18 protein-coding genes and 3 pseudogenes are annotated in these 22,094 nt (G+C 43.8%); 14 read left to right on the forward strand and 7 right to left on the reverse strand.

Going from position 1 to position 22,094, the window contains the following annotated elements:
* Positions 1-8: 8 nt before the first annotated feature.
* Positions 9-155, forward strand: coding sequence for a hypothetical protein (locus ACO4XG_RS09005; RefSeq protein WP_485129690.1), 147 nt, complete (start codon positions 9-11; stop codon positions 153-155).
* A gap of 686 nt (positions 156-841) precedes the next feature.
* Here the strand turns inward: ACO4XG_RS09005 and ACO4XG_RS09010 are convergent.
* From ACO4XG_RS09010 to ACO4XG_RS09035, 6 genes and pseudogenes are all read right to left on the reverse strand, one after another.
* A pseudogene (locus ACO4XG_RS09010) lies at positions 842-1,354 on the reverse strand (hypothetical protein); the annotation flags it as partial.
* A gap of 64 nt (positions 1,355-1,418) precedes the next feature.
* Positions 1,419-1,595, reverse strand: a complete 177-nt coding sequence (locus ACO4XG_RS09015; protein ID WP_308508906.1) for a hypothetical protein — start codon at positions 1,593-1,595, stop codon at positions 1,419-1,421.
* Positions 1,588-2,313, reverse strand: a pseudogene (locus ACO4XG_RS09020) (DUF2800 domain-containing protein); the annotation flags it as partial. The pseudogene ACO4XG_RS09020 and the gene ACO4XG_RS09015, both read right to left, overlap by 8 nt.
* Positions 2,303-2,632, reverse strand: coding sequence for a DNA ligase (locus ACO4XG_RS09025; protein WP_308508907.1), 330 nt, complete (start codon positions 2,630-2,632; stop codon positions 2,303-2,305). The gene ACO4XG_RS09025 and the pseudogene ACO4XG_RS09020, both read right to left, overlap by 11 nt.
* Before the next feature lie 299 nt (positions 2,633-2,931).
* On the reverse strand, positions 2,932-3,444 hold the full coding sequence (locus tag ACO4XG_RS09030) for a sigma-70 family RNA polymerase sigma factor (protein WP_308508908.1): 513 nt from the start codon (positions 3,442-3,444) through the stop codon (positions 2,932-2,934).
* Between the two features lie 257 nt (positions 3,445-3,701).
* Positions 3,702-5,432: an ImmA/IrrE family metallo-endopeptidase gene (locus tag ACO4XG_RS09035; RefSeq protein ID WP_308508909.1), complete on the reverse strand. Its 1,731-nt coding sequence runs from the start codon at positions 5,430-5,432 to the stop codon at positions 3,702-3,704.
* 343 nt (positions 5,433-5,775) lie between these two features.
* On the opposite strand from ACO4XG_RS09035, the gene ACO4XG_RS09040 reads away from it, so the two are divergent.
* The 13 genes and pseudogenes from ACO4XG_RS09040 (at position 5,776) to ACO4XG_RS09100 (ending at position 21,587) form a co-directional block, all read left to right on the forward strand.
* Positions 5,776-5,997 (forward strand): helix-turn-helix domain-containing protein, encoded by a 222-nt coding sequence (locus ACO4XG_RS09040; RefSeq protein WP_117874444.1) that lies wholly within the window; start codon positions 5,776-5,778, stop codon positions 5,995-5,997.
* Positions 5,998-6,008: 11 nt separating this feature from the next.
* Positions 6,009-7,133 (forward strand): three-Cys-motif partner protein TcmP, encoded by a 1,125-nt coding sequence (gene tcmP / locus ACO4XG_RS09045; RefSeq protein WP_308508910.1) that lies wholly within the window; start codon positions 6,009-6,011, stop codon positions 7,131-7,133.
* Positions 7,134-7,168: 35 nt separating this feature from the next.
* Complete coding sequence (gene tcmP / locus ACO4XG_RS09050) at positions 7,169-8,029, forward strand: three-Cys-motif partner protein TcmP (protein WP_308509030.1); 861 nt, start codon at positions 7,169-7,171, stop codon at positions 8,027-8,029.
* A gap of 18 nt (positions 8,030-8,047) precedes the next feature.
* The gene (locus ACO4XG_RS09055; RefSeq protein WP_308508911.1) at positions 8,048-8,812 is read left to right on the forward strand and encodes a radical SAM protein; all 765 of its coding nucleotides are present in this window, start codon (positions 8,048-8,050) and stop codon (positions 8,810-8,812) included.
* A gap of 9 nt (positions 8,813-8,821) precedes the next feature.
* Complete coding sequence (locus ACO4XG_RS09060) at positions 8,822-10,993, forward strand: site-specific DNA-methyltransferase (protein WP_308508912.1); 2,172 nt, start codon at positions 8,822-8,824, stop codon at positions 10,991-10,993.
* A 2-nt stretch (positions 10,994-10,995) separates the two neighbouring features.
* Positions 10,996-13,875, forward strand: a complete 2,880-nt coding sequence (locus tag ACO4XG_RS09065; RefSeq protein ID WP_308508913.1) for a DEAD/DEAH box helicase — start codon at positions 10,996-10,998, stop codon at positions 13,873-13,875.
* Between the two features lie 14 nt (positions 13,876-13,889).
* Positions 13,890-16,055, forward strand: a complete 2,166-nt coding sequence (locus tag ACO4XG_RS09070; protein ID WP_308508914.1) for a DUF262 domain-containing protein — start codon at positions 13,890-13,892, stop codon at positions 16,053-16,055.
* Between the two features lie 9 nt (positions 16,056-16,064).
* Positions 16,065-16,295, forward strand: a complete 231-nt coding sequence (locus tag ACO4XG_RS09075; RefSeq protein WP_308509031.1) for a DUF4268 domain-containing protein — start codon at positions 16,065-16,067, stop codon at positions 16,293-16,295.
* A 225-nt stretch (positions 16,296-16,520) separates the two neighbouring features.
* Positions 16,521-16,922, forward strand: a complete 402-nt coding sequence (locus tag ACO4XG_RS09080) for a DUF4268 domain-containing protein (protein WP_308509032.1) — start codon at positions 16,521-16,523, stop codon at positions 16,920-16,922.
* A gap of 1,453 nt (positions 16,923-18,375) precedes the next feature.
* A pseudogene (locus ACO4XG_RS09085) lies at positions 18,376-18,450 on the forward strand (SEC-C metal-binding domain-containing protein); the annotation flags it as partial.
* Positions 18,451-18,916: 466 nt separating this feature from the next.
* Positions 18,917-20,053: an HNH endonuclease signature motif containing protein gene (locus ACO4XG_RS09090; protein WP_485129681.1), complete on the forward strand. Its 1,137-nt coding sequence runs from the start codon at positions 18,917-18,919 to the stop codon at positions 20,051-20,053.
* Positions 20,028-20,345 (forward strand): nucleotidyltransferase domain-containing protein, encoded by a 318-nt coding sequence (locus ACO4XG_RS09095; RefSeq protein ID WP_485129682.1) that lies wholly within the window; start codon positions 20,028-20,030, stop codon positions 20,343-20,345. The genes ACO4XG_RS09090 and ACO4XG_RS09095 overlap by 26 nt, the downstream gene beginning before the upstream one ends.
* A gap of 147 nt (positions 20,346-20,492) precedes the next feature.
* Positions 20,493-21,587 (forward strand): hypothetical protein, encoded by a 1,095-nt coding sequence (locus ACO4XG_RS09100; protein ID WP_485129683.1) that lies wholly within the window; start codon positions 20,493-20,495, stop codon positions 21,585-21,587.
* Between the two features lie 84 nt (positions 21,588-21,671).
* On the opposite strand, the gene ACO4XG_RS09105 is transcribed toward ACO4XG_RS09100, so the two are convergent.
* Positions 21,672-21,890: a hypothetical protein gene (locus tag ACO4XG_RS09105; RefSeq protein ID WP_485129684.1), complete on the reverse strand. Its 219-nt coding sequence runs from the start codon at positions 21,888-21,890 to the stop codon at positions 21,672-21,674.
* Between the last annotated feature and the right edge of the window lie 204 nt (positions 21,891-22,094).

Genomic DNA, 22,094 nt, shown 5'->3' on the forward strand with positions numbered 1-22,094 from the left:
TCGTCTACGTGTCGTGCAACCCGGCGACCTTGGCAAGAGACCTGGCATACATGAACACGAGAGGCTACGAAACTAAAAAAGTCCAACCTGTCGACATGTTCCCTCAAACCCATCATGTGGAGACCGTAGTTTTGATGTCACGGGTTGACCGGTAAGGTGTGAAAAAGTGCTTGATTTATGGGCTTTTTGGGCATTTGTCCGTCAGCGGCAAGAAGCGAAAATGACCGCAAAAATCGCTCCGTGGGAATATATCAAAGGAAATGTGCGAAGGTTGAGTAGGCGGTTTAGATGTCAGAGGGTTGAGTTAGTGGTTTAGATGTTTTTGTGGTAGGTTTGTGGCTGTGATTTGGATGCCAAAAATGAGGCTCCCAAACTGCCATCAGCGGTAGTAAGGGAACCTTGATTTATAGTTACAAAACTGAAGATATCCCGCCGTAAAAGAGCTTCTCGGAGAGATCGATCAGGTCTTCCAACGGGAGGTTTTTTTGTCCTGCACCCGGTGTCGGTATATGTTGATGGAGCTTGTGCCGAGGAAAGTATTGATGATATTCTGCTCTGTTTGTGAGAAAGCTGCATACGGATTATGCCTGCTGCGGTTATGGAGCAGCATGGCTATGAAGAGCTTGTCCGCAAATTCACGGTAGCTGGAATCGCACACGATCTTTTCCATGTACGGCTCCTGTGAAGCTATGAATTCAAAGAAAACACGGTTGACTTCCGTGAACGGAGCATCAGCCGGAATTTTGTCGATGGCCTTATAGTATTCCTCTGAGAGCTCGGAAAGAATATCTTCGTACAAGGCCTCTATGCAGGTGTAGTGAAGATAGAATGTCTTGCGGTGGTTCCTCGTGCGTCCGCTGTTTGCTTTCGTCGGAGCGCAGGGCACGGAGAAGTATTTGATCCGGTCTTTGCCTTCTGTGAGCTTCTGCTTTTCGAGGCCAAGGACGGCACCGATACCTTCCAGAGAAAGCGGAAGTCCCATTGTGGCCGCCCAGACCATAGAGCAGCGCCAGCTTTTCGGATTTAAGAAGCGTGCGCATTCGGTCGAGAGAGGGTGGTTATCATGGAAAGGGTCAAGGCTTACTCCAAGATCACGGAGATATCGGGATAAACACACCCGTTCAAAATTTGCATTGAAAGCCCATTTGATGACAGTATCATCAGTCAGGGCATCTATAATTTCCTGCGTCAGGCGCTCTCCCGGTGCAAGGTCGATGACCGTTACCTCGGAGCCGTCGACGCTGTAGCCAAACAGCAGTATTTCAAAATCCGGTGACTCGGCATATTTATATACGCCGCACTTGGATAGATTCACGTCGCTGTAGGTTTCGATATAAATACTGAGTGTTTGCATAGATTTTCACCTCAATTCAAACAAGCGGCTTAAGAACGCTCCTAAGCCGCCTGCCGGTACTGGATTATTTCAGGGATTCAATACGCTTGATATAGTATTCGTCGTCCTGCGCGGCCTTTTTCTCCTCACGTTTCTCACACTTGAAGTCGTTGATCACTGTCTGGATGGCGACCACTGCCCAAGACAGGACTACGATGCAGAAGCATCCAATCAGGATGTTGCAGAGAAGGGATGAAATCATGCTTCGCGAGCTTCAGATTTGCCTCAGCTTTGGTGCGGCACTCATTCTTAGCTTTGCAGAAGCTACACCATTCACCGCACAGGAAGTTCCCGTCACCGGCAAAAGCCAAATCTGCGGGGGGCTTTAAGACTTCATCCGTCCAGCGGTACAAGTCGTCCTTGCTGATTTCGTAGGTGCTGACGCCTCGGCTGGTAGATAGTCATGGATACCTGATCGATGTCGTAAATGCCATCGAAAAGCTCCAAAGTACCGAGGGCGTAACACTGCATTTGCGGATTCTCCTTTGCAGAGACCAAGACGCCTAAGCCGTGCTTGTAGTCGATCACTCGGAGCGTACCGTCAGCTATGATGATGCAGTCGGCGGTTCCGAAGCCTTGTTCTGCCCAGCGGGAGAAGTCTACACGCTGCTCGATAAGAACTACCGGGTCGGTGCAGGTTTCCTTGGCGGCTTCGACCTGCTCCAGCACATATTCGGCATAGCCAGAGATAGCATCCTCCATTTCCTCGGAATACCACTTGAGGCTGTCGGTTGGATCGTCGGCAGGTAGTCCCAGCACGGTCTTTAGCTTGTACTCGCCAAGAGCATAAGCGTCGGTGCCTTCTGCAGCGTAGTCGCTTCCTTTATCCTCTAGGTTTCGCAAAGCCTCGCCGATGGCGGGCAGTGCAGCCACCTGTCAGAACTGGATGCGGACAGGATTGCGTGTGCTTTAGCTGCCATTGCTGATCACCTCCGCGTCCTTCATCGGGGCTTCGTAGTTTGCCGGATCGATCTCCGAGAGCTTTGCGGCACCATACTTTTTAAGCAGGGCGCGTACTTCTGCGGTATGACCGGCGCGGGACTTCTCGGCAAGGACGGCTCTTACATCCTCCAGCTTGAGTTCAGGCTTTGGTTCCTTCTTGGCGGGAGCCTCAGTTGCCTTCGATTCATCGTCATCACCAGAAAACTGCTGGTAGAGCCAGTCGGCTGCGGCATTAATAGAAGCAGCAGCGGTGCGGAGCTCTTCGATGGTCTGTGCCATTTCTGCCATCTTTGACATTTTCTTTTCCTTCTTCCTCCGATTGGCTTGCGACAAGGAGTGAGAGGTTCCTTGCCAGTCTGGCGGATACGCGACTGATGGAATTTAGGAGCTTGATCTCCTCGTTCACGTTGCCGCCGGCGTCTGCGTAACTGCGAATCATCTGTTGTTCACCTCGCTTTCTGAAGGCAGTGTTCTCTTGCCTTCACCTTCCACTGGAGATGAACTGTCGATTTGAGCGGAGGATTTTATAAAAAATTCCCGACCACCATCCAAGAGAGGGACAGTGGCCGGAAAGGGTGTGGTTCGTGGTATTTGTATTACTTGTCGTCTGTGATCCTGCGAAGGTCAGTACGATACTTCTTCATTTGATCCGCGAAGGTCTTCTGCGGGCGACCGAGCTCTCTGGCGATTGCCCGGTCGGAGATTCCCTCCGGGTGATCCTTCCAAAGTTGAATGATTGTATCAGCCTCCGGGTCGAGCTCACGCAGTCTGGAAAATAGCTGCTCCAGCAACATACGGTCGGCGATGACTTCATCCATCGGCTTGCTGTTGTCCGGGATATAGTCACCGAGGGTACCGTTGCCATCAGGGAGAGGCTGATCCAAAGAAGTGGTATCGCCTGCCGCGTGATATTCGCAGCCGATACAGTCACCGTCGCATTTCCAGATGAAGCGGTAAGGGCACATACACCTGCCGTGATCCTGCTCCTTGTGGCGGATGCGGTCAGCTTCCTTATAGAAGGAGTCGTGCTGTTCCCTGGTGACCGGCACCCTCTCGCCAGTGCTGCGAATGTAGATGAAATAGGTCTTCTGATTGTCATAGGTAGTCACATGGAACCGGAAACACCCTGCGCAGATAGCTCCCACGTGCTAATTACATTTTAGTTTGGAAAGAGAAAAACCAGAAAACTCGACGAGTCGCGAAAATGCCTTAAAATAGGCGCTTTTCTAAGTTTTGAATAGGGTACAGATATTGTGAAAAGACAGTGATAGTAAGGAATATAGACATAAAAAAATCCGACTCGGCGAGTCGGAAAAATTAAAAAAAACCGTACCTCCATGGCGGAAGTGCGGTATATTAGGCCTGCTTACAGGCGTTGTTTGGAGCCGAGCGGCTCATAATTGTATGATTCAAGAAACTCGTTTGCATCATCAATAGTCATCCCGGAGAATCCTGTGATGCAATATTTTAATGCTTGATGCTCGTCAGATTCATCAAATGCATGCCCTGCAAGCTGCAACAGCTTTTCAGTTGTTCCGATATCAAAGTCAAGTCCTCTGCCTATAGCGACAATCGTTCTCAGACTTGGCTTTGTGTCGATGTTCTTCTCGGTCTTTCGGTACACCTCTTCGCCGAGACCTGTCAAAGAACAGAAATGTGATTTGCTAAGTCCGCGAGACTGCACGATCTCAAAAATGACCTCCCAGCAGGTTTTATTCACACCAGTTATCTTTCTGGCGGCACTCTGGCGCTCGAATTCTTCGCGCTTCTTTTGCAGCGCTTCGGACATCTGAACAGCGGAGGTGCTTTGTTTAGAATCATATTTTGAGGTTTTGCGCTCTCCGGTTTCACGGTGAAGCAACTCGAATGGGAAGTGCTTTTCTGCCTCGTCTGCTCGCAGGGACTGCCATGTAAATTGCAGGGTGCATTCATTCAGATTTGCCCATGCATAATCAGTAAAGGTCAGTTTGCCCTCATTGTTACGCTCGATGTACTGTTCGTCGTTGATAACGAAATATCCGTCCACATATCGGAAAAGACCAGAATCAATAAGGTTGCGGAATTCGCTGCTGGTGCGATATGCATAGAATGCATATCGCTGGTCTAAGTACCCGTGGTATGGAGATTCTTCGTCATACTGGTAGATGATAGCAGCGTCCTTGTAGCCGGTTTCCATCATACGAATCAATACTGATTGACGGGACACACCATAGAACTCGCGCAGTTCCTCGGCAACGGAAGTGAGAATAGTTGGTTTTAGTGGACTATTTTCATAATCATATGCCTGTAGAAGCTCTTCTACTTTCATTCGGAAAGTACGATAAGGCATGAGAATGCGAGAAGCCATATTGTTTGCCTGCCACTCCATACGTTGGATATCAGACCACTCCTCATCCTTCTGAGGATATGCCATGTTGGAAGGGCAGCGGCATGCAACGAAGTCCTGACCATAGAGAACGTGTTTTATCGCGGCATACATTCGATGCTTATACCAGTGATAGACTTCATGGGCAATTGTGTTTTTGACACACCCAAGATTCCGTTCCCAGAAGGTGTAGGCATCTACCAAAATGGTGCCGCGCTTTACATCGATTGTTGTTTTTGAAACCTTAAAAAGATCATAGATGGTTGCCCTCCCTGAAGTGAAGTATATTTCTCCAAAAACACTGAAATCATCTGTGATCCGATTGCCATGGATAATTTCAAGTCCCATATCTTTTGCAATATCAGCAATAGGGACGGCCATTGGCTTTTCCAGTGCTTCCGGGAAATATTGCTGGAGAAAAGTTGTGGCTTCATCATCCAGATCCTTTTTGTATAAGATCGGGACTATGTTCTTCGAGACGGCATGACCATCCGTTTTGCGAGGTTGGCCAGAGGTGTACCCAGAGATATTCATAACAGTAACAGATTCGAGTTTATCGGTTACGACCGCCACACAGGGAAGAACGAGCCATTGACTTGTTTCGTGCGATGCGGTGCCTTTGTATGTGTCTTCGGTCAGATTGATTGTGCAGCTTACGACTGCGTCAAACAGAAGGCTATCTTCATCTATTCGGATATTCTTTGTATATTCGAGGATCATGTCCTCAAGCATGGCAGAATCCGGATTCTGAATTCTGGAGTAAGATAAATTCAGAGCATAAGGATGCTCTGCAATGTATGTATAAGCTGCCTCCCACATGGGGCGGTAGCACACAGTATATATAAACTACTCGATTTCGTTGTTATACGTTCCCACGGCCGGCAGACTCCCTTTCTTGGACACAAAATTTGAGGACATAGATATGGTATAACACAAACCCACTAATTTTTCAATACAAACGAAAGAAAATTCTTGCCTATGTGAAGAATAACTCTTTATTTCTTAAAGGCTTTGTGCTATACTGTGGAAGTACAGTGGCAAAAATCACGTTTTTGAAAATCGAGAGGTGACTACCGTGGAAGTTAGTTATAAAAAATTATGGAAAATATTGATTGACAAAGACATGAAGAAGAAAGATTTGCAGGCAGCTGCCGGGATAAGCTGGGCTTCGGTAACCAAGCTCTCGAAGGGAGAGACAGTAAGCATGGAAGTTCTAATGAAAGTGTGTAAAACGCTGAATTGTGATATTGGGGACATCATGGAGCTAATCCCCACAGAAGAAAATGAAACTACTTGAGGAGTGATATGATGTCCGGCAGGAAAAAAGTCGTAATCAGTAAAGCAAGTCCTCATACGATCAAGAAATTTGAGTTAATTGAGGAATATATTAAATCGTGGGCACAGAAGTTGCTACTGACTGAGTCTTGCAATGGGTTGATCTTTATAGACTGCATGTGCAACAGCGGTGTATACACCGACGATGCTGGGCAATTGGTGAAAGGTACAGCAGTACGTGTTTCAGAAGCACTTAGGGAAGCAGCAAGATCCTATACGGAGAAAAATATACACATTTACTTAAATGACAAGGATAAAGCGCGCGTAGATGAGCTGAAAAAGCATCTTCCACAGGATGAGCGCAATTTTAAGATTGTAACGTCCTGCAGTGATGCGCACGAGCTACTCCGAACTATCGGGTCACAGTTATATGTAACCGGGCACCTGCACTATTTCCTGTTCTACGATCCGTATGATGCGACTATCGATTGGGAAGCGCTTCTGCCGTTTTTCCGAAACTGGGGTGAAGTTATGATTAATCACATGGTTTCAGATCCGGTGCGGGCGATCACAAGCGCAAAGAAGAAAACGACCAAGGCAAAGTATGAGAACACTTATCTGGAAGACTTTGAGAAGTTGGTGCCTTACGGAAGTGACAAGAAGGCCTATGAGGCCAGAGTGGAGGAGATCATAAATTCACTGAAAGGTGCCCGCAGATACTATGTATCGGCATTTCCGTTCTATAACACGCAGAATTCGCTCGTCTACAATCTGATTCACTGCACGAGCAACAAAGAGGGCTTTAAGCTCTACAAGAAGAGTGCTTGGAAAGTTTTTGGTGCGCAGTCCTCTACAAAACATTCGGTTGAGAACAGGCAGCTGTCATTCAACCTTTTCGGAGAGATCACAGAAGAGGAAGATGAAAGCTGTTTGCATGTTATCGACATCGTGAAATATCTACAGCGCTGCCTCAAAGACCGCAAGCAAGTGCCTCTTGATGAGATGTGGGAACTTTTGGATAACCATCCGATTTTCCCTTCAGAGGGATTTCGTAATGAGATAAAGAGTCATCTCACGGGTCTCTTTGACGCGAAGATCGAACAGATTGTGAATCTTGATACAGGAAAGAAGGAAACGGTGATTTCTTTCTCTTCATGAGACAGAGTTTAATATAGATGAGGTGATTGGAATTTATGGCAACGTCGCAGAAATTTGGTGGCAATTGGACTGAGGAGAAGCTGAATATCTTCACCAGCTATCTGGACGCATACCTGATTGCACTGCAAAACCAGAAGTTCAAGAAGATTTATATAGACGCCTTTGCTGGAACCGGCGAGATTGAAACCAGCGACGGCGGACAGTCTCTTGTGGGCTCAGCTAAATGTGCGCTGGCGTCTGAGAAGAAGTTCGATCACTACTATTTTATAGAAGCGGACTCTCAGAAGGCGGGAGAACTTCAAGATATGATAAACTCCGAGTTCCCGCAGATGAGACGAATTGTGACGATTTTTTGCGGCGATGCGAACGATAAGCTTGCGGAGATTATTAGCAATGTAGATTGGAGATTTAACAGAGGATTGCTGTTTTTAGATCCGTATGCGACGCAGGTAAATTGGACTACGCTTGAAAATGTAGCAAAGACGAAATCAATAGATGTATGGTACCTGTTTCCGTTCTCCGCACTTGAACGGATGCTGCCGAAAAACGGAAAGTACGATAAATGGGAGGATTGCATAGATCGATTGCTTGGAGATTCCGGATGGCGAGAGGAATTCTATAAGAAAGATCCTCAGATGACGCTTTTTGACCTATTCCCAGAGCCCGGACAGAGCGATGGCGAGCGGATGGTTAAAGACGCAAATCCAGATCACATAAAGGAGTATATCCTCGCTCGGCTTGGGACGATCTTTCCATGCGTGTCAAAGCATGCGCGGATTTTCAGGAACAGCAGGAACTCGCCGATGTTCCTATTCTGCTTTGCCATTGCGAGTAAAAGCCTGAAAGCGCAGGGACTTGCACTGCGGATGGCAGACTACATATTGAAGAACAAGTAGGCGGAGGATGAAAACAACTTGAAGACGATAAAACGAAAATCCATGCTTTATCAAACAGGGGTAGAGTATGGTGACTACACAATGAATCACGTGCAGGGCTGCGCTCATGGGTGCAAATATCCATGTTATGCATTCCTAATGAAGAAGCGATTCGGGCAAATAAAGGATTATGAGAGCTGGCTTGAGCCGGTGCTTGTATCAAACACGCTTGAATTGCTGGATAAAGAGATACCGAGGCTCAGAGATAAGATTCAGTCTGTGCAGCTTTGCTTTACCACAGATCCGTTCATGGAAGGATATCCAGAGGTGTCCCAGATGAGCATTGCGGCTATCCGAAAGCTGAACGAGGCCGGAATCAAATGTACTACGCTAACAAAGGGACTGTTACCTATAGAATTGGCGGAGCTTTCTCCGGAAAACAAATATGGGATTACACTGATCACTCTGGATGAAGCCTATAGGGAACAGATGGAACCGAGCGCTGCTTCCTGCGCAGATCGACTGGCAGCGTTGAGAGCACTCCATGATGCCGGTTGTAAGACATGGGTAAGTATGGAACCGTATCCAACACCGAACATGGTTGAACAGAATCTGCATGAAATACTGGAAGAGGTATCTTTTACAGATCGGATCATTTTCGGGAGAACGAACTATAGTAAGGTAGCAAACGCCTACGAAGGGCATAGGCATTTTTACAATGAGTGCGCAACAGAAGTGATTTCCTTCTGTCAGGAGCACGGTATTGATTATCATATTAAGGAAAAAACAATAACGGAAGAATGAGGTGGCGTTATGGCATTATTACAAGACCTGATTCAGCAGATTGACGATCCGGCACTCAAGGAGAGAATCTTGCAGGAAACAAATAAATTACTGAAGCAGAAGAAGTTCGGATTAGTGTTTGAAGAACATCTGCCGGAGTGCACGCCGCTTTATGACGTGCCGATTCGTGTTGGCTCCAAGGTCGCTCTGAAGACAGGGTATGTCAGTGATATTTATACAGTTATGAAGATTGACAGTGATGACGTGCTTTGCGACCGGCGTGAGACTCATGAACAAAAGACCTTCAGGCTGGATGAGATTGTTGCGATAGCAGAATTCGGTGAGCCAATTTATCCTACTCTGAAACCGATTGACACTGTGGAGAATGCTCCTGACAGTGGGCTTTGGCATACCCTGATAGAGGCGGACAATTATCATGCGCTTCAGCTTCTGGAATATCTTTATGCTGAGAAGGTGGATTGTATCTATATTGATCCGCCTTATAACACCGGTGCAAAAGACTGGAAGTATAACAACGATTACGTTGATTCAAATGATACATATCGGCATAGCAAGTGGCTTTCTATGATGGAGAAACGTTTAAGAATAGCTAAAAAACTGTTGAATCCAAATGATTCTGTCATGATCATTACTATCGATGAAAAAGAATACTTACACTTGGGTTGCTTGCTTGAGGAGCTATTCCCTGAAGCAAGAATACAGATGATAAGCACAATGATCAATCCGGCTATCGTAGCAAGAGCTGGTGAGTTTGGCAGAAGTGGTGAATACATTTTTTTCCTTTATTTTGGAGAAGCATCTCCACAACGAGTAAAAATTAATCGAGAATGGGTTTCTGATCGAGGAAGGACTCATACTGGAAATATCCGATGGGATTTGTTGAAACGCTCTGGGACTGGTGCGACAAGAAAAGACTCTCCGGGAGGATTCTATCCTATTTACATTAATCCTGAAAGCGGAAAAATTGAGAAAGTAGGAGAACCCCTGCCGGAAGGAGTATCAGATGCTCCTCAGATTGAAGGGCTCTATTGCCTACTTCCCATCAGGAACGATGGATCTGAGGGACGTTGGCAGTGGTCTACAACGACGCTAATAGATGGTTTGAAAGAAGGGCGAGTTAAAGTTGGAGGCGATAGCCGTAGAGGGTTTACAGTATATCGTTTGGCACGTGCTGAATTTGCGAAGGTTGTAAATGGAGAATTTGAAATTAGTGGGCGCGGTGTTAATAACGAAATACTGGTAGATGATATTGATACAGAATATGTACTTGCCGTTCCGGGAGATATTTGGAAGACAGCATCTCACGATTCAACCCAATATGGTTCTCGTCTACTTGGCAATATATTCGGAGAGAAAAGATTCACTTTCCCTAAGTCCGTTTACGCTGTAATGGATTGCTTGTATTTTTGTACGGCATATAAGCCCAATGCTCTGATAGTGGATTTTTTTGCGGGCTCAGGTACAACTTTGCATGCGGTCAATTTGTTAAATGCAATGGATAATGGTAATCGTCGCTGCATTATGGTAACGAACAATGAGGTCTCTGACGATGAGCAAAAACGACTCTCTAAAGCTGGGAAAAAGCCCGGAGATGAGGAATGGGAGAACTTGGGCATAGCACATAATGTAACGTGGCCCAGAACAATATGTACGATAAGGGGTAAGAACATTTCAGGCGAACCATTGTCCGGAGATTATGGGACATACCACGATAGATATTTACCAGACGAGGAAGCAAACGGTAAATACAAAAAAGTAAAGATGCCGGATACACCTTCGCTGGCAGAGATGAAAATGGCAGATGGTTTCAAGACAAACGCGGTCTTCTTCAAACTGAGCTTCCTCGACAAAACATCCGTTGCTCTCGGCAGGCAGTTCCGAGAGCTGCTTCCAGTGCTCTGGATGAAAGGAGGAGCCATTGGTAAGTGCCCGGCTATTGACAATGATGATCTCCCGAACATGCTGATTTTGCCACAGAACAGGTTGGCAGTTTTGGTAGATGAAATATATTATTCCGAGTTCGATGCTGAGTTAAGTCAGCATCCAGAAATCCAGACAGTTTTCATTGTGACGGATTCAGAAACAGCATACCGGTCGATGATCCGTACTTACGATGGTAAAGACTGCTATCAGCTTTATAGAGACTATCTGGATAATTTCAGAATCAACACAGGGAGGTAACCATGAGAGTAGATTTATTCCCTTTTCAGAAGAGAGCTCTTGCTGATATCCGTATGAAGACTGCGGAGGCAATGGGCAGTTATCATAGAACACATGCACCGCAGGTGGTTTCTTTTACTGCACCGACTGGAGCTGGAAAGACCATCATCATGTCCGCACTGATTGAGGCTATTCTTTTCGGTGATGAATGGTATATGGAGCAGCCAGATGCAATCATCGTCTGGCTTTCGGATTCTCCTCAACTTAATGAGCAGTCAAAGCAAAAGATTGACTCCAAGGCAGATAAGATTAAGTTGTCGCAGTGCGTTACAGTTTCTGAGGAATCTTTTGATAAAGAGGTATTTGAAGACGGGCATGTTTATTTCCTGAATACGCAGAAGCTGTCGGTTACCTCCAAACTCACGAAAAATGGCGATGGCAGGACTTATACGATCTGGCAGACGCTTGCGAATACTGTCCGGGAAAAGAGCGACCGGTTGTACTTTATCATCGATGAAGCGCACCGTGGCATGCAGGGACGTGAGGCAAGCAAGGCTACCACGATCATGCAGAAGTTCATCAAGGGCAGTGATTCGGATGGCATTGCGCCCATGCCGGTTGTCATCGGGATGTCCGCTACCACGCAGAGATTCAATGCGCTGGTCGAAGGCATATCCTCTACAATTCACAAATCTATCGTGACGACGGATGAGGTGCGAGCTTCCGGCCTTTTGAAGGATAGGATCGTTATCACCTATCCGGAGGAAGGCACAGTCAATAATGATATGGCCATTTTGCAGGCCGCTGCGGATGATTGGAAAGAAAAGTGGGAGCATTGGACGCAGTATTGCTTTGAGCAGCACTACGCCTATGTAAATCCTATCCTGATCATTCAGGTTTTGAATGGAACCGGTGATGCTCTGACGGATACTAATCTGGACGACTGCATTGCAAAGATTGAGGAACGTACCGGCTTCAAGCTGGAAAGCGGACAGGTAGTTCATACTTTCGGTGGCACTACTGCCACATTGACTGTCAATGGACTCGATGTGCGCTATGAGGAACCTTCCAATATTGCTGAGGATAGAAATATCCGCGTGGTATTCTTTAAAGAGAATCTTTCTACTGGCTGGGATTGTCCGCGAGCAGAGACCATGATGTCCTTTAAGCATGCAAACGATGCCACATATATTGCGCAGCTTCTCGGTCGAATGGTAAGAACGCCGATGCAGATGCATATTCAGGTGGACGACGTTTTGAACGACGTGCATCTCTATTTGCCGTACTTCAATGAGGATACCGTCAAGGACATTGTGGAAGCCTTGCAGAGTACAGAAGGCGGAGATATCCCGACCGATATTTATGGCGAGTCCTTGTCCGGAAAGAAATTTGAAACGCTGACTGTCAGACTGAAGAAGAAAAAGGAAGAGCAGCAGACGCCGGGACAGATGACTCTATTCGATGTGTTCTCTGGGCAGAACGCAGGCGAACAGCAGTTTGCCGGAGTAGCAGAGCCAGCTGTCGACTCGACTCCGACAGCACAGCCTCAAGTCACTGGTGGACAAGCTCAGCAAACAGAAACGACAGAACAAGTCCAGACACAGTCGAGCGCAGATACAACGGCTCCTGCTGAGCCTGCATCGGTTACATCACCGTCATCTGTCACGGCAACACCGTCCGAGAATAATGCTGCGGGAAGTCAGCAGGCGGTTCAGACGGAAACTTCTGAAGAGGAAGATCTGTTTGACCGTGAAGAGGTTATGAAGTTTATAAATGATGCAGGTTTGCTTTCCTATAACGTCAGAGCGCTTAGGATCAATGACTACCTAAAATCTCTGTATAGGATGGCGCATCTTCTTACGATGTCTAACTTGCACCGTGAGGCGATCCGGGAGGTTCAGGATGAGATTGTTGAGATGATCCACAGCTATGTGGAAGGCCTCAAGGCAGATGGGAAATATGACGACCTTGTTCAGCAGGTCAAGCAGTTCAAACTGGCGACCCAGATTTTTGATGCCTTTGGAGAAACCGTGGACAACTATTCGGTGCATGATATGTTCACGACGACCGATACTGATATAGAGAGGCAGTTCCAGATTGCGGATGTAAAGCTCGGTCGAGAAGGTATCGGCATGGCCTATGGAAACAAGTATATGGATATGTCTGATCTGACGGCATTTAAAGTTGATGTTATTCTTTTTGTAGCAGACGAAGAGTGCATGAACCGATTGCATTCTTATGCGGAGACTCGCTTTCATGGATTAAATGACGATTATCGCAGATATATTGCAACTATAGATTCAGAGAAAATTCGTAAAGAGTATGATAGTATCGTTTCCGATGGTGATCCTGTAAGCAAGCACAATTTCCGTTTGCCGGAGACAATTCAGGTGCCACATGAAGTGGGAGGCAAAGAATATAGGAATCATCTCTTTGTTAGTGACATAACCGGTACTGCAACGATGAAGTTGAATACTTGGGAAGCTGGAGTTATTGAAGAAGAAGAAAAACGAGAAGACTTTGTCTGCTGGATTCGTAATCCATCCAGAGGCTCATGGGCGCTTTGCATTCCTTACGAAATCGATGGCGAAACAAAGCCTACCTATCCAGATTTCATTGTAGTAAGAAAAGATCGTGTACTTGGATATGTCGTTGATATTCTTGAGCCGCATAATCCTGATTTCAAGGACAATCTTGGGAAAGCGAAAGGATTTGCAGAGTACGCAAAACAGAATCCGGGTGTGGGAAGAATTCAGCTAATTCGTATGAGTAAAGATGCAGCCGGAAACCACAAGTTCAAAAGGCTGGATATGTCTAAAACAGCTATTCGAGAAAAAGTCTCTCATGCAATAAATACAGACGAACTCGATCACATCTTTGATACGGATGGAGTTATCGAATAAGGAGGAATTCCATTATGGCAAATGAGCTGCAGCCATTGTCGCTGCTCTTTCAAAATAGATTATTCCGGATACCGGACTATCAGCGTGGCTATGCATGGTTGCAGCAACAGTTTGTGGATTTTTGGGATGACCTTGTAAATCTTCAGGCTGACCGCTATCACTATACAGGTCTCCTGTCCCTTAAGCCTCTAAAAAGCAAGGAGACCGTCAGCTGGAGCGAGGACTTGTGGCTGGTCGAGAACGGATATAAGCCTTGCCATATAGTCGATGGTCAGCAGCGCATCACCACGTTTGTCATTCTCTTGAACGAGATTGTGGGATTCGTGTGCGGCTTGGATGAGAACAAGGGCAAGTCTGATAAGGAAATCACGCTGGGGTATGAAACGATCGAAGAGATCGTCTCAAAATACATCTGCCGAAAAAGACCGCCGAATGGAGTAGTAACAACATACCTTTTTGGTTATGAGGTCGATAATCCCAGCACGGAATACATGAAATATAAGGTGTTCGATGAGCCGTATTCCGGCGCAGTGAATGAGACCTACTATACAAAGAATCTGAAGTTTGCAAAGAACTTTTTTGCAGAGAACATCAGAAAGCTATATGAGGAGTCCGGAGAAGGCGGACTTGAGGCAGTAAATACTCTGTATAAGAAGCTCACCCAGCGCCTGATGTTTAATCTCCATGAAATCGACGATGATTACGATGTATTTGTAGCTTTCGAGACCATGAACAATCGTGGCAAGAAGCTGACGAATCTTGAACTGTTGAAAAACAGACTGATCTATTTGACCACGCTTTATGATGATGAGGTGTTTGACGAAAAGGACAAGTCTGCCCTCCGTAAGAAGATAAATGACGCTTGGAAGGAAGTCTACTATCAGCTTGGTAGGAACAAGAGTGTTCCTCTTTCCGATGATGACTTTTTGCGTGCCCATTGGATTATCTACTTCAGGTATTCCCGTAAACGTGGTGATGACTACATCAAATTCTTGTTGAGCAAGTTCTCGTCAAAGGGCATATTTGAAAAGGCACCCGTTCTGGTTGAGACAGAGGCCGAGTCGGTTAACAGCGATGATGTCACTGATGCAGACGACACGGAAGTTACTGAAACAGAAGAACAGGAAATCATAGAGGTATCAAAACTCCAGCCGAAAGAAATCGAGGACTATGTCAATAGCCTCAAAGATATGGCGAAGTACTGGTATGACACTTATTTCCCGTATGAAAGTGTTAATCTCACGCCAGAAGAGCAAAAACGAGTCGATAGGCTTAACCGTATCGGAATCGGTCATTTTAGGCCGCTGGTCACTGCGGTCATCAGTCGGCGGGATATTTCTGCGAACAGCAGAGTTAAAATCTTTGAAGCTGTTGAGCGCTTTATCTTTGTTGCATTTCGCTTGGGTAATTTCAATGCATCCTATGGCAGCAGTGATTATTATCGAGCTGCGCGTCAGGTGTATGTGAAAGAAACGGACGTTGATGAGCTCTGCAAAGAAATATATGACAGGACTACGAACAATATCGATTTTGCCACGCAGAACTTTGTTACCAGAATTGAGAAATATTTCTCAACAGGGAATGGCTACTACGACTGGAACAGTCTGCGATACTTCTTTTATGAATATGAGGCTAAGCTAGCAGAGAAAAATAATATAGATCGGTTCTGCACGTGGTCAATATTTACAAAGTCCGAGAAGGATAAAGTGTCTGTCGAGCATATTCTCCCTCAGACACCGACAAGGTTTTACTGGCGTAATATATACCGGCAGTTTAAGGATTCAGAAATCAAGATGCTTTCCGGAGCACTTGGGAACCTTCTGCCGTTGTCTCAGAGCGTAAACTCGGCTTTGCAGAATGATAGTTTTGAGGATAAGAAGCATTCCAAAACCACAGGACGTCGCGGGTACGAGAATGGATCTCACTCAGAGATAGAGGTGTCCAAGCTGCAGGATTGGACTGCATTTGAGATATACAGCAGAACTGAAAAGCTCCTCGTTTTCATGCAGGAACGCTGGAACCTGCAATTCGACGAGGAACAGTTGGAAAAGCTGATCGGCATTTCGTTCGTCAAAGATGGACGAGAAATCCCGGAGGAGTTGGAGGAAGTATCGGTAAACGTACCGGAATCCGAGGAAAGTGCAGAAGGCGCCGGAGATGATCAAAAACTGCAATTCTAGACAGCATTCATAAACTATGCTAATGAGCACGGCAGATCAAGCGATATAGCAAAACAGAAAGCTGCTGGTCGAACATATTACGATGTACACATAGGCGCGAACGGTTATCACTTATTCTTTTCCATTCCCTATGGTAAACGAATCAAGATGAGCATCTACACCTATAATGTGGATACCTATAATCGTCTGAAAGAATTAAAAGATCAGATTGAGACCGAATTTGGTGAGAACATAAATTGAAAATACTCAAAATCGACTGGTACAACACGTTCCATCGTTATTGAGGAGAAGGCTGATGTATTCAATCCAGCAGAGCAGCCGAAAATATTTGATTGGATCATCGACCATTTTGACCGGATCACGACAGCGTTATCTATGACTGGAGAGCATCTCAGTATAAGCGGTGATTCCTCTGAAACGAGGTTTGAGATCAGAAAACGTTACTAGACGTATGCCTTAATACAAATCCATGAGGCTCATGGTAATCCCAGCTCTTTCAGCAATGTAAATCCGAGTACGGACAACTGGATAAACGGCTTCTTTGGCATTGGGGGTTTCTACCTCTGCTGTGTTGCGAATTTTGACTCTGCACGTTCAGAGGTCGTGTTTGCCAGAGCGGAGAGATCAGAGAATAAAGCTGCGTTTGATGCTCTTTACCAGCACAAGAGCGAGATTGAATCGAAGCTGGGAACGGTGCTTCAGTGGAACCGTGGAGATGATATCAAATCCTCGAAGGTGTTTATTCAGCTTGATAACATGAGCATTGAAAACAAGGATGACTGGCCGCAGATGGCAAAGTTCCATTCAGAATGGTCAAAGAAGTTCTACAATGTGATTGCGCCGTATATAACGGTAGATTGGCAATAGTCCGCTCAGGACGAGGAGCACTGATTTCTGATGATAGAACAATCAAGATTGTCAGAGAAGGATCATCGATCCCAGCAGAGGCATATTAAGGCTACGACGATGAAATCCCATGCACTTGCGGAGCCGTCAAAGGTTGAGGCGATTTAATGCTTGATAATATGAATGGAGAAAATGCATGGTTTTTAATACATTTATAAAATGTCAGGTTTGCGGAAGTATTACCAAAGTCCGATTACAGGTTGGATGGCAAGAAGAGTATCCTATTGTTGTGGCTTGCGGTAAATGTGGTACTTCCTTATCTGGCAGCGTTAAGATAGAACAAGACCGACCGGGGCTAAAGTTTTCTTTTGACAATGCGGATGAAATCCCGGATGCTGAAGCTGATTACATGGTTGAATGCTCTGGTGAATTTCCGACCGTGAAACAAGGCAAAGCAGCGGAGTTGGAAGAAGTAGTCATTACTCCGTTTATCCGTTATATGAACTGTATGAAGGCAGATGATTCATATGAACAGTTCGGGAAATCTGTGTTACAGCTGAATACAACAGAAAGGAAATGGAAGAGCTATAAAAGAATCATTGACCTCTTCAGAAGCAACAGTGAATATCTTGTTCAGGAAATACAAAAAGAATTCTCCGGACAATACTTTCAGTGCAGAGATGAGTCTGAGATATTGAGAGCTGTTCATATGATTGAGGTTCATGGGTTTTATTCTGCACTCAAAAAAGACATCTTGGATAATCTCTCTTTTAGTGTAGAAATTATGAAACTGGACTCTGTTCAGCTGAAGTGCTTAGTAGACTTCTTAAATTCACATGATGGTTATCATCTTGAGGAGCTACAGAATTTGATATATAAGGTCTATGATGATTTTATAAAAATATACCAGCGTCTCATTCCTGCTCTCGCTTTACAGTATTGCAAAGATGATTCTTTTGATTTTGAAGTTGAAGGCTCGACAACAAGTAGCTTTGATAGTGTAAAACAGTTCTATTTGGATGTTTATGAAGCCCTTGGTAATTTGCTTGTTATCCCGGTCGCTCTTAATAACATAAAATACAGGGCTGACGCGAATTCGATGAATCCTTTGGAAGAGAATGTATCTTCTTTAGAGGGTTATATAAATCTCACAAAGGCATCAAGGTATCATTTTTGCTTGAACACAGAAGTCTATACCGATTTCTTGGATGTTGTAGTAAATGCAAAACTGAGAAATGCGATTGGACACAATGATGTTGAATATGATGCGGTGAGTCAGGTTATTACTTACATTCCAAATCCAAAAGACAGAACCATAAAGAAAACGGAATACCTTCTCGAATTTGAAAATGAAGCGATGCACATGTTTCAGGCCTTATTGGGTGTTTCAGAATACCTGTATCGACTAAGAGAACTTTCTCTTATGTATGATGGCAAAATACCACTTATGGTTCAGGAAAGAGCAAACTGGTCGAAGAAGATAGGACGTAATGATTCATGTCCATGCGGAAGCGGAAAAAAGTACAAATTCTGTCATGGGAAGAATTAAGGTTGAGACGATGGGATTTCGGACTTGTTCCCTCAGAGCGAAGTCTTGAAGCGGTCGGCAAATCTGCGGGTTTGCATATTATAGGTAGGCGCAAGGTCTTTGACCTGTTTCCGAGAACGGACAAGGGTAAAAAACGGTGTGTTTTAAGGCAAAAATACGCTTTGATAAATTCTCGCGAACGACCGCGAATTTGGCTACACACTCGACATCAAGATGAAGCAATCGAGCCATATTGAGGCAGTCGCCTTGCCGGTAAGGAAGCGATAGCCGTTTTTTTCATATTTTGAATAACAGGGTAAATAGTTAAAGTTGAGGTGAGTATTATAAACTTTTTTCTTTCGAGTCTGGGATTTTTTATAATAGCCGGCCTTACTTTATCTTTTACCGTGTATGGTTGGGACTTGAATTAGTTATTTTCTTAGCGAAGTGGTATTGAGAGCCACGGAAATAGGAGGAGTGAGAAAAATTGAATAGAAAATCAATTGGAGAGTCTGTAAAACGTAAGTTGTGGGCTGAGTGTATGGGTAGATGTATGAATCCGGACTGCAAAGCAGATTTGTTTATAGATGATAGCGATATAATCGAAATAGCTCATATTACTGCATATTGTAAAACAAAAGATAATTCTTTTGAGAATTTAATAATATTATGTCCTAAATGCCACAAAATGTTTGACAAGGTAGGATCTATAGACGAGAGTATGGTTAGGCATTGGAAAAAAAATAGAGAAGAAGACGTAAAAAAATTCTTTTGTCATAAATTCTCATCATTTGATAGTTTAAAAGAATTTGTAGTACCTATATTAAAAGAAAATAACGAAATATATGAGAACTATTATCTAAAAGATAAGAAGAGCTTGTGGGATAAGTTTGAGCCTCAATTGTTGATTAATAATAAAAAGCTAAGGTTAGTATTTGAAAATAACCGTAGTTTATTCCAAAAACATGAGAATGAGGAGTATTCAAACCTAAGTGTCATTGATCGATATATACTTCATAGTAGAGAATTTGAACAGACTAGAGCTGATCAAGAGAAGTACAGAGAAGTACTTTTTCCTGAAAAAATAAATTCTATTTTTGGAATTAGTCCAGTATCAGACGACATGATGCCATCTACAGAATCATTAGAGAAATTATTAAAAATGTTTAGGCAAAAAGATAAATTGGACAGTATTATATTGGAAATTAAAAACCCCTATATATTATTGAAAGATGGAACAAAAATATTTCTAACAGATACCCCTAGATTGAGGCAGTTGTATAGTGACTATAATTGTTTCTGTAAAACTGGCGTTAGACTAGATAGTTTAAACTTTATTTTAAGGTATTTGAAGGATAGAAATATACAGTTTGAATATGAAAATGTCGATTCGCTAAGGGAAATTAGAGTTAATGGTGTAATTATATCTTTTATTTACGAATATTGTTTAAGTAAAGTGTTGCTGGAAGGATTATCACCCAGACCCGATTCTATAATTGTAAATTTACATAGATGGAATGGAAGTAAAAGCATATCGAGTGAGGCTAGAGTTTTAGCTGAAAAGATGGATGTTAGATTATTTACACAGGAAGAGTTTTATGACTATATTAGGGCACATAGATAAATTAGAACTGATTAAACTTATTAAGATGAATGTTGACATATTTTATGCATTTGAAAAGGTGTATATTTTCGGATCAATTCTGAAACAGGATTGTCATTCAAATGATATCGATATTTTGTTATTGTATTCTAAAACTTTTCCAGAGATGCTTCGTAATGTGAGCCAGATCATAGAAAATATAGAACAGAAAACTTCTTATCCACTTGATGTTACTGTATTGAGCTTTGAAGAAGAGAAAGAATTGCATTTTATAGATAGCTTGAGTGAGGATTGTATGTGCATTAAGGGATAGCTTAAAATATTATAAATTGAATGTTGTTAGTATACAGCATATCGATATTATGGGCATATATGAAGAGATTCGTGGTGTAAGGAAATGACAGTATAGTGCGATTTATTCTATAGTGAAATTTTTATGCATCTAGGCTAAAAATGGGCTATGGATTCTAAATTATTCTTAAATAGCCACGAGGTTTTTGTTTTTAAAGTTGAGGTGAGTATTATAAACTTTTTTCTTTCGAGTTTGGGATTTTTTATAATAGCCGGCCTTACTTTATCTTTTACCGTGTTTTTGTATATTCGCCTTGTCGTAGCCGTTCGAGAGGGTCGTGACGTGCCTAAGTGGATGTATAAAGTAGGGCATGCCATAAAAGGGCGAGGAAGTGATGTATATGAAGACGTTACGGACAGGGCGGCGTTAAATGAAGTCAATATCTATATCGTCGGGATATTGGTTGCGAGTGTTTTCGTATATTTTATTTTCTCGGACAAGTATTTTACGAATGATAAGGTACTGTTCTGGACATATGCGGAGTTTGCCATTGTCGTCGGCCTGAGAATGGTCATAGGCTTGGGGTCCATCATCTTAGATATGGTGCTTCCCTCTAAGGGAAAGTGGGCATATAACCTTACCTTGTCGGCAGCTGCCAATGCCGTGAAGGGCATGATTTTTATGTCCGCTTTTGTCTGCTCCTTAGTATTGAGTATAACGGGACTTCCCGTGAAAGCTCCGGTCGTTCAGGTAGGCGGATATAATCTTGTAGTCGGACAAACGACGGCACAAGATTTGCTTGATGAAGGATTTTCCTTTTCAGGAAAGACAGAGAACGATATTATTAAAAACAGGAGAAATGACCACTTTTACTATGGCGAGACAGTAGGGCTTGTTAAAGACGGGAATTCGTGCGGATATGTGAACTTGACGCCGGCTCGTGAAGATGAGGGGCATGTTAAAGACTGTATTATTACACGCTTCGGTATGTCATCAAGAGATGCGATGTTTGATCGAGTAAAAATAGACGACAGATATATTGCGAGCCTATCTCTCGACGAGTTGAAGAAAAAAGATATGAGGGATATTTTTTCCCTTTCCCCTGTCAGCTATGAGGAAAATAAAGGAAACAAATACTTTTCCCTTAAAATGCAAACTCATCCGTACGGACTGTGGAATCGATATACCATAGACGTGAACTTTGCCGATGATCATAGGGAGCGTCGTTTTGAAGTATATACACAACATACGATTTGGGAGTAGGCTAAAATATGAAAAGGTTAAAAAGTATCAGTATGAATCTGATAAAATAGTGATTAGTATAAAAATGTATTAAGAAGTGTTTCGTTATATTTCCGGCTCATTATCTGTTTGTACAGTGCTTATCTTAAATCCCATCTTGGATTCCAACGTCAATAAGAACTCACTCGTATGGGTAACGCTTTTTTCATCAACAATAGCCGCTACTAGTTTCCTTGAATATTCATCAATGGCTGTAATCTGATAGTACTGCGTCTCATTCTGGTTTTCCTCGATACATTTCCGGGGAACATATTTTATATCCACTTGTACCTTCTCACCCGGATACGATACTACGTCCGGCTTCCATTTACTTTTGGGGAAATTCTTGACCTTTTTTATCGTGAACTGATGCTTACGTATTTGCCTACACATAGATCCATATGAACGAGTATATCCCCGTTTACACGATTCTATGTATACTTGAGCCAGACTTTCGTGACGATATCGCGTATTCATCTGCCGAACTAT

It is taken from the genome of Stomatobaculum sp. (assembly GCF_057248925.1).

Bases quoted from the DNA above. Each gene is read 5' to 3' on its own strand.
- ACO4XG_RS09015 (WP_308508906.1), bottom strand. From the start codon at position 1,595: ATGATTTCATCCCTTCTCTGCAACATCCTGATTGGATGCTTCTGCATC.
- ACO4XG_RS09025 (WP_308508907.1), bottom strand. From the start codon at position 2,632: ATGTCAAAGATGGCAGAAATGGCACAGACCATCGAAGAGCTCCGCACC.
- ACO4XG_RS09035 (WP_308508909.1), bottom strand. From the start codon at position 5,432: ATGCTTGAGGACATGATCCTCGAATATACAAAGAATATCCGAATAGAT.
- tcmP (WP_308508910.1), top strand. From the start codon at position 6,009: ATGTCCGGCAGGAAAAAAGTCGTAATCAGTAAAGCAAGTCCTCATACG.
- tcmP (WP_308509030.1), top strand. From the start codon at position 7,169: ATGGCAACGTCGCAGAAATTTGGTGGCAATTGGACTGAGGAGAAGCTG.
- ACO4XG_RS09060 (WP_308508912.1), top strand. From the start codon at position 8,822: ATGGCATTATTACAAGACCTGATTCAGCAGATTGACGATCCGGCACTC.
- ACO4XG_RS09065 (WP_308508913.1), top strand. From the start codon at position 10,996: ATGAGAGTAGATTTATTCCCTTTTCAGAAGAGAGCTCTTGCTGATATC.
- ACO4XG_RS09070 (WP_308508914.1), top strand. From the start codon at position 13,890: ATGGCAAATGAGCTGCAGCCATTGTCGCTGCTCTTTCAAAATAGATTA.
- ACO4XG_RS09095 (WP_485129682.1), top strand. From the start codon at position 20,028: ATGACTATATTAGGGCACATAGATAAATTAGAACTGATTAAACTTATT.
- ACO4XG_RS09100 (WP_485129683.1), top strand. From the start codon at position 20,493: ATGGATTCTAAATTATTCTTAAATAGCCACGAGGTTTTTGTTTTTAAA.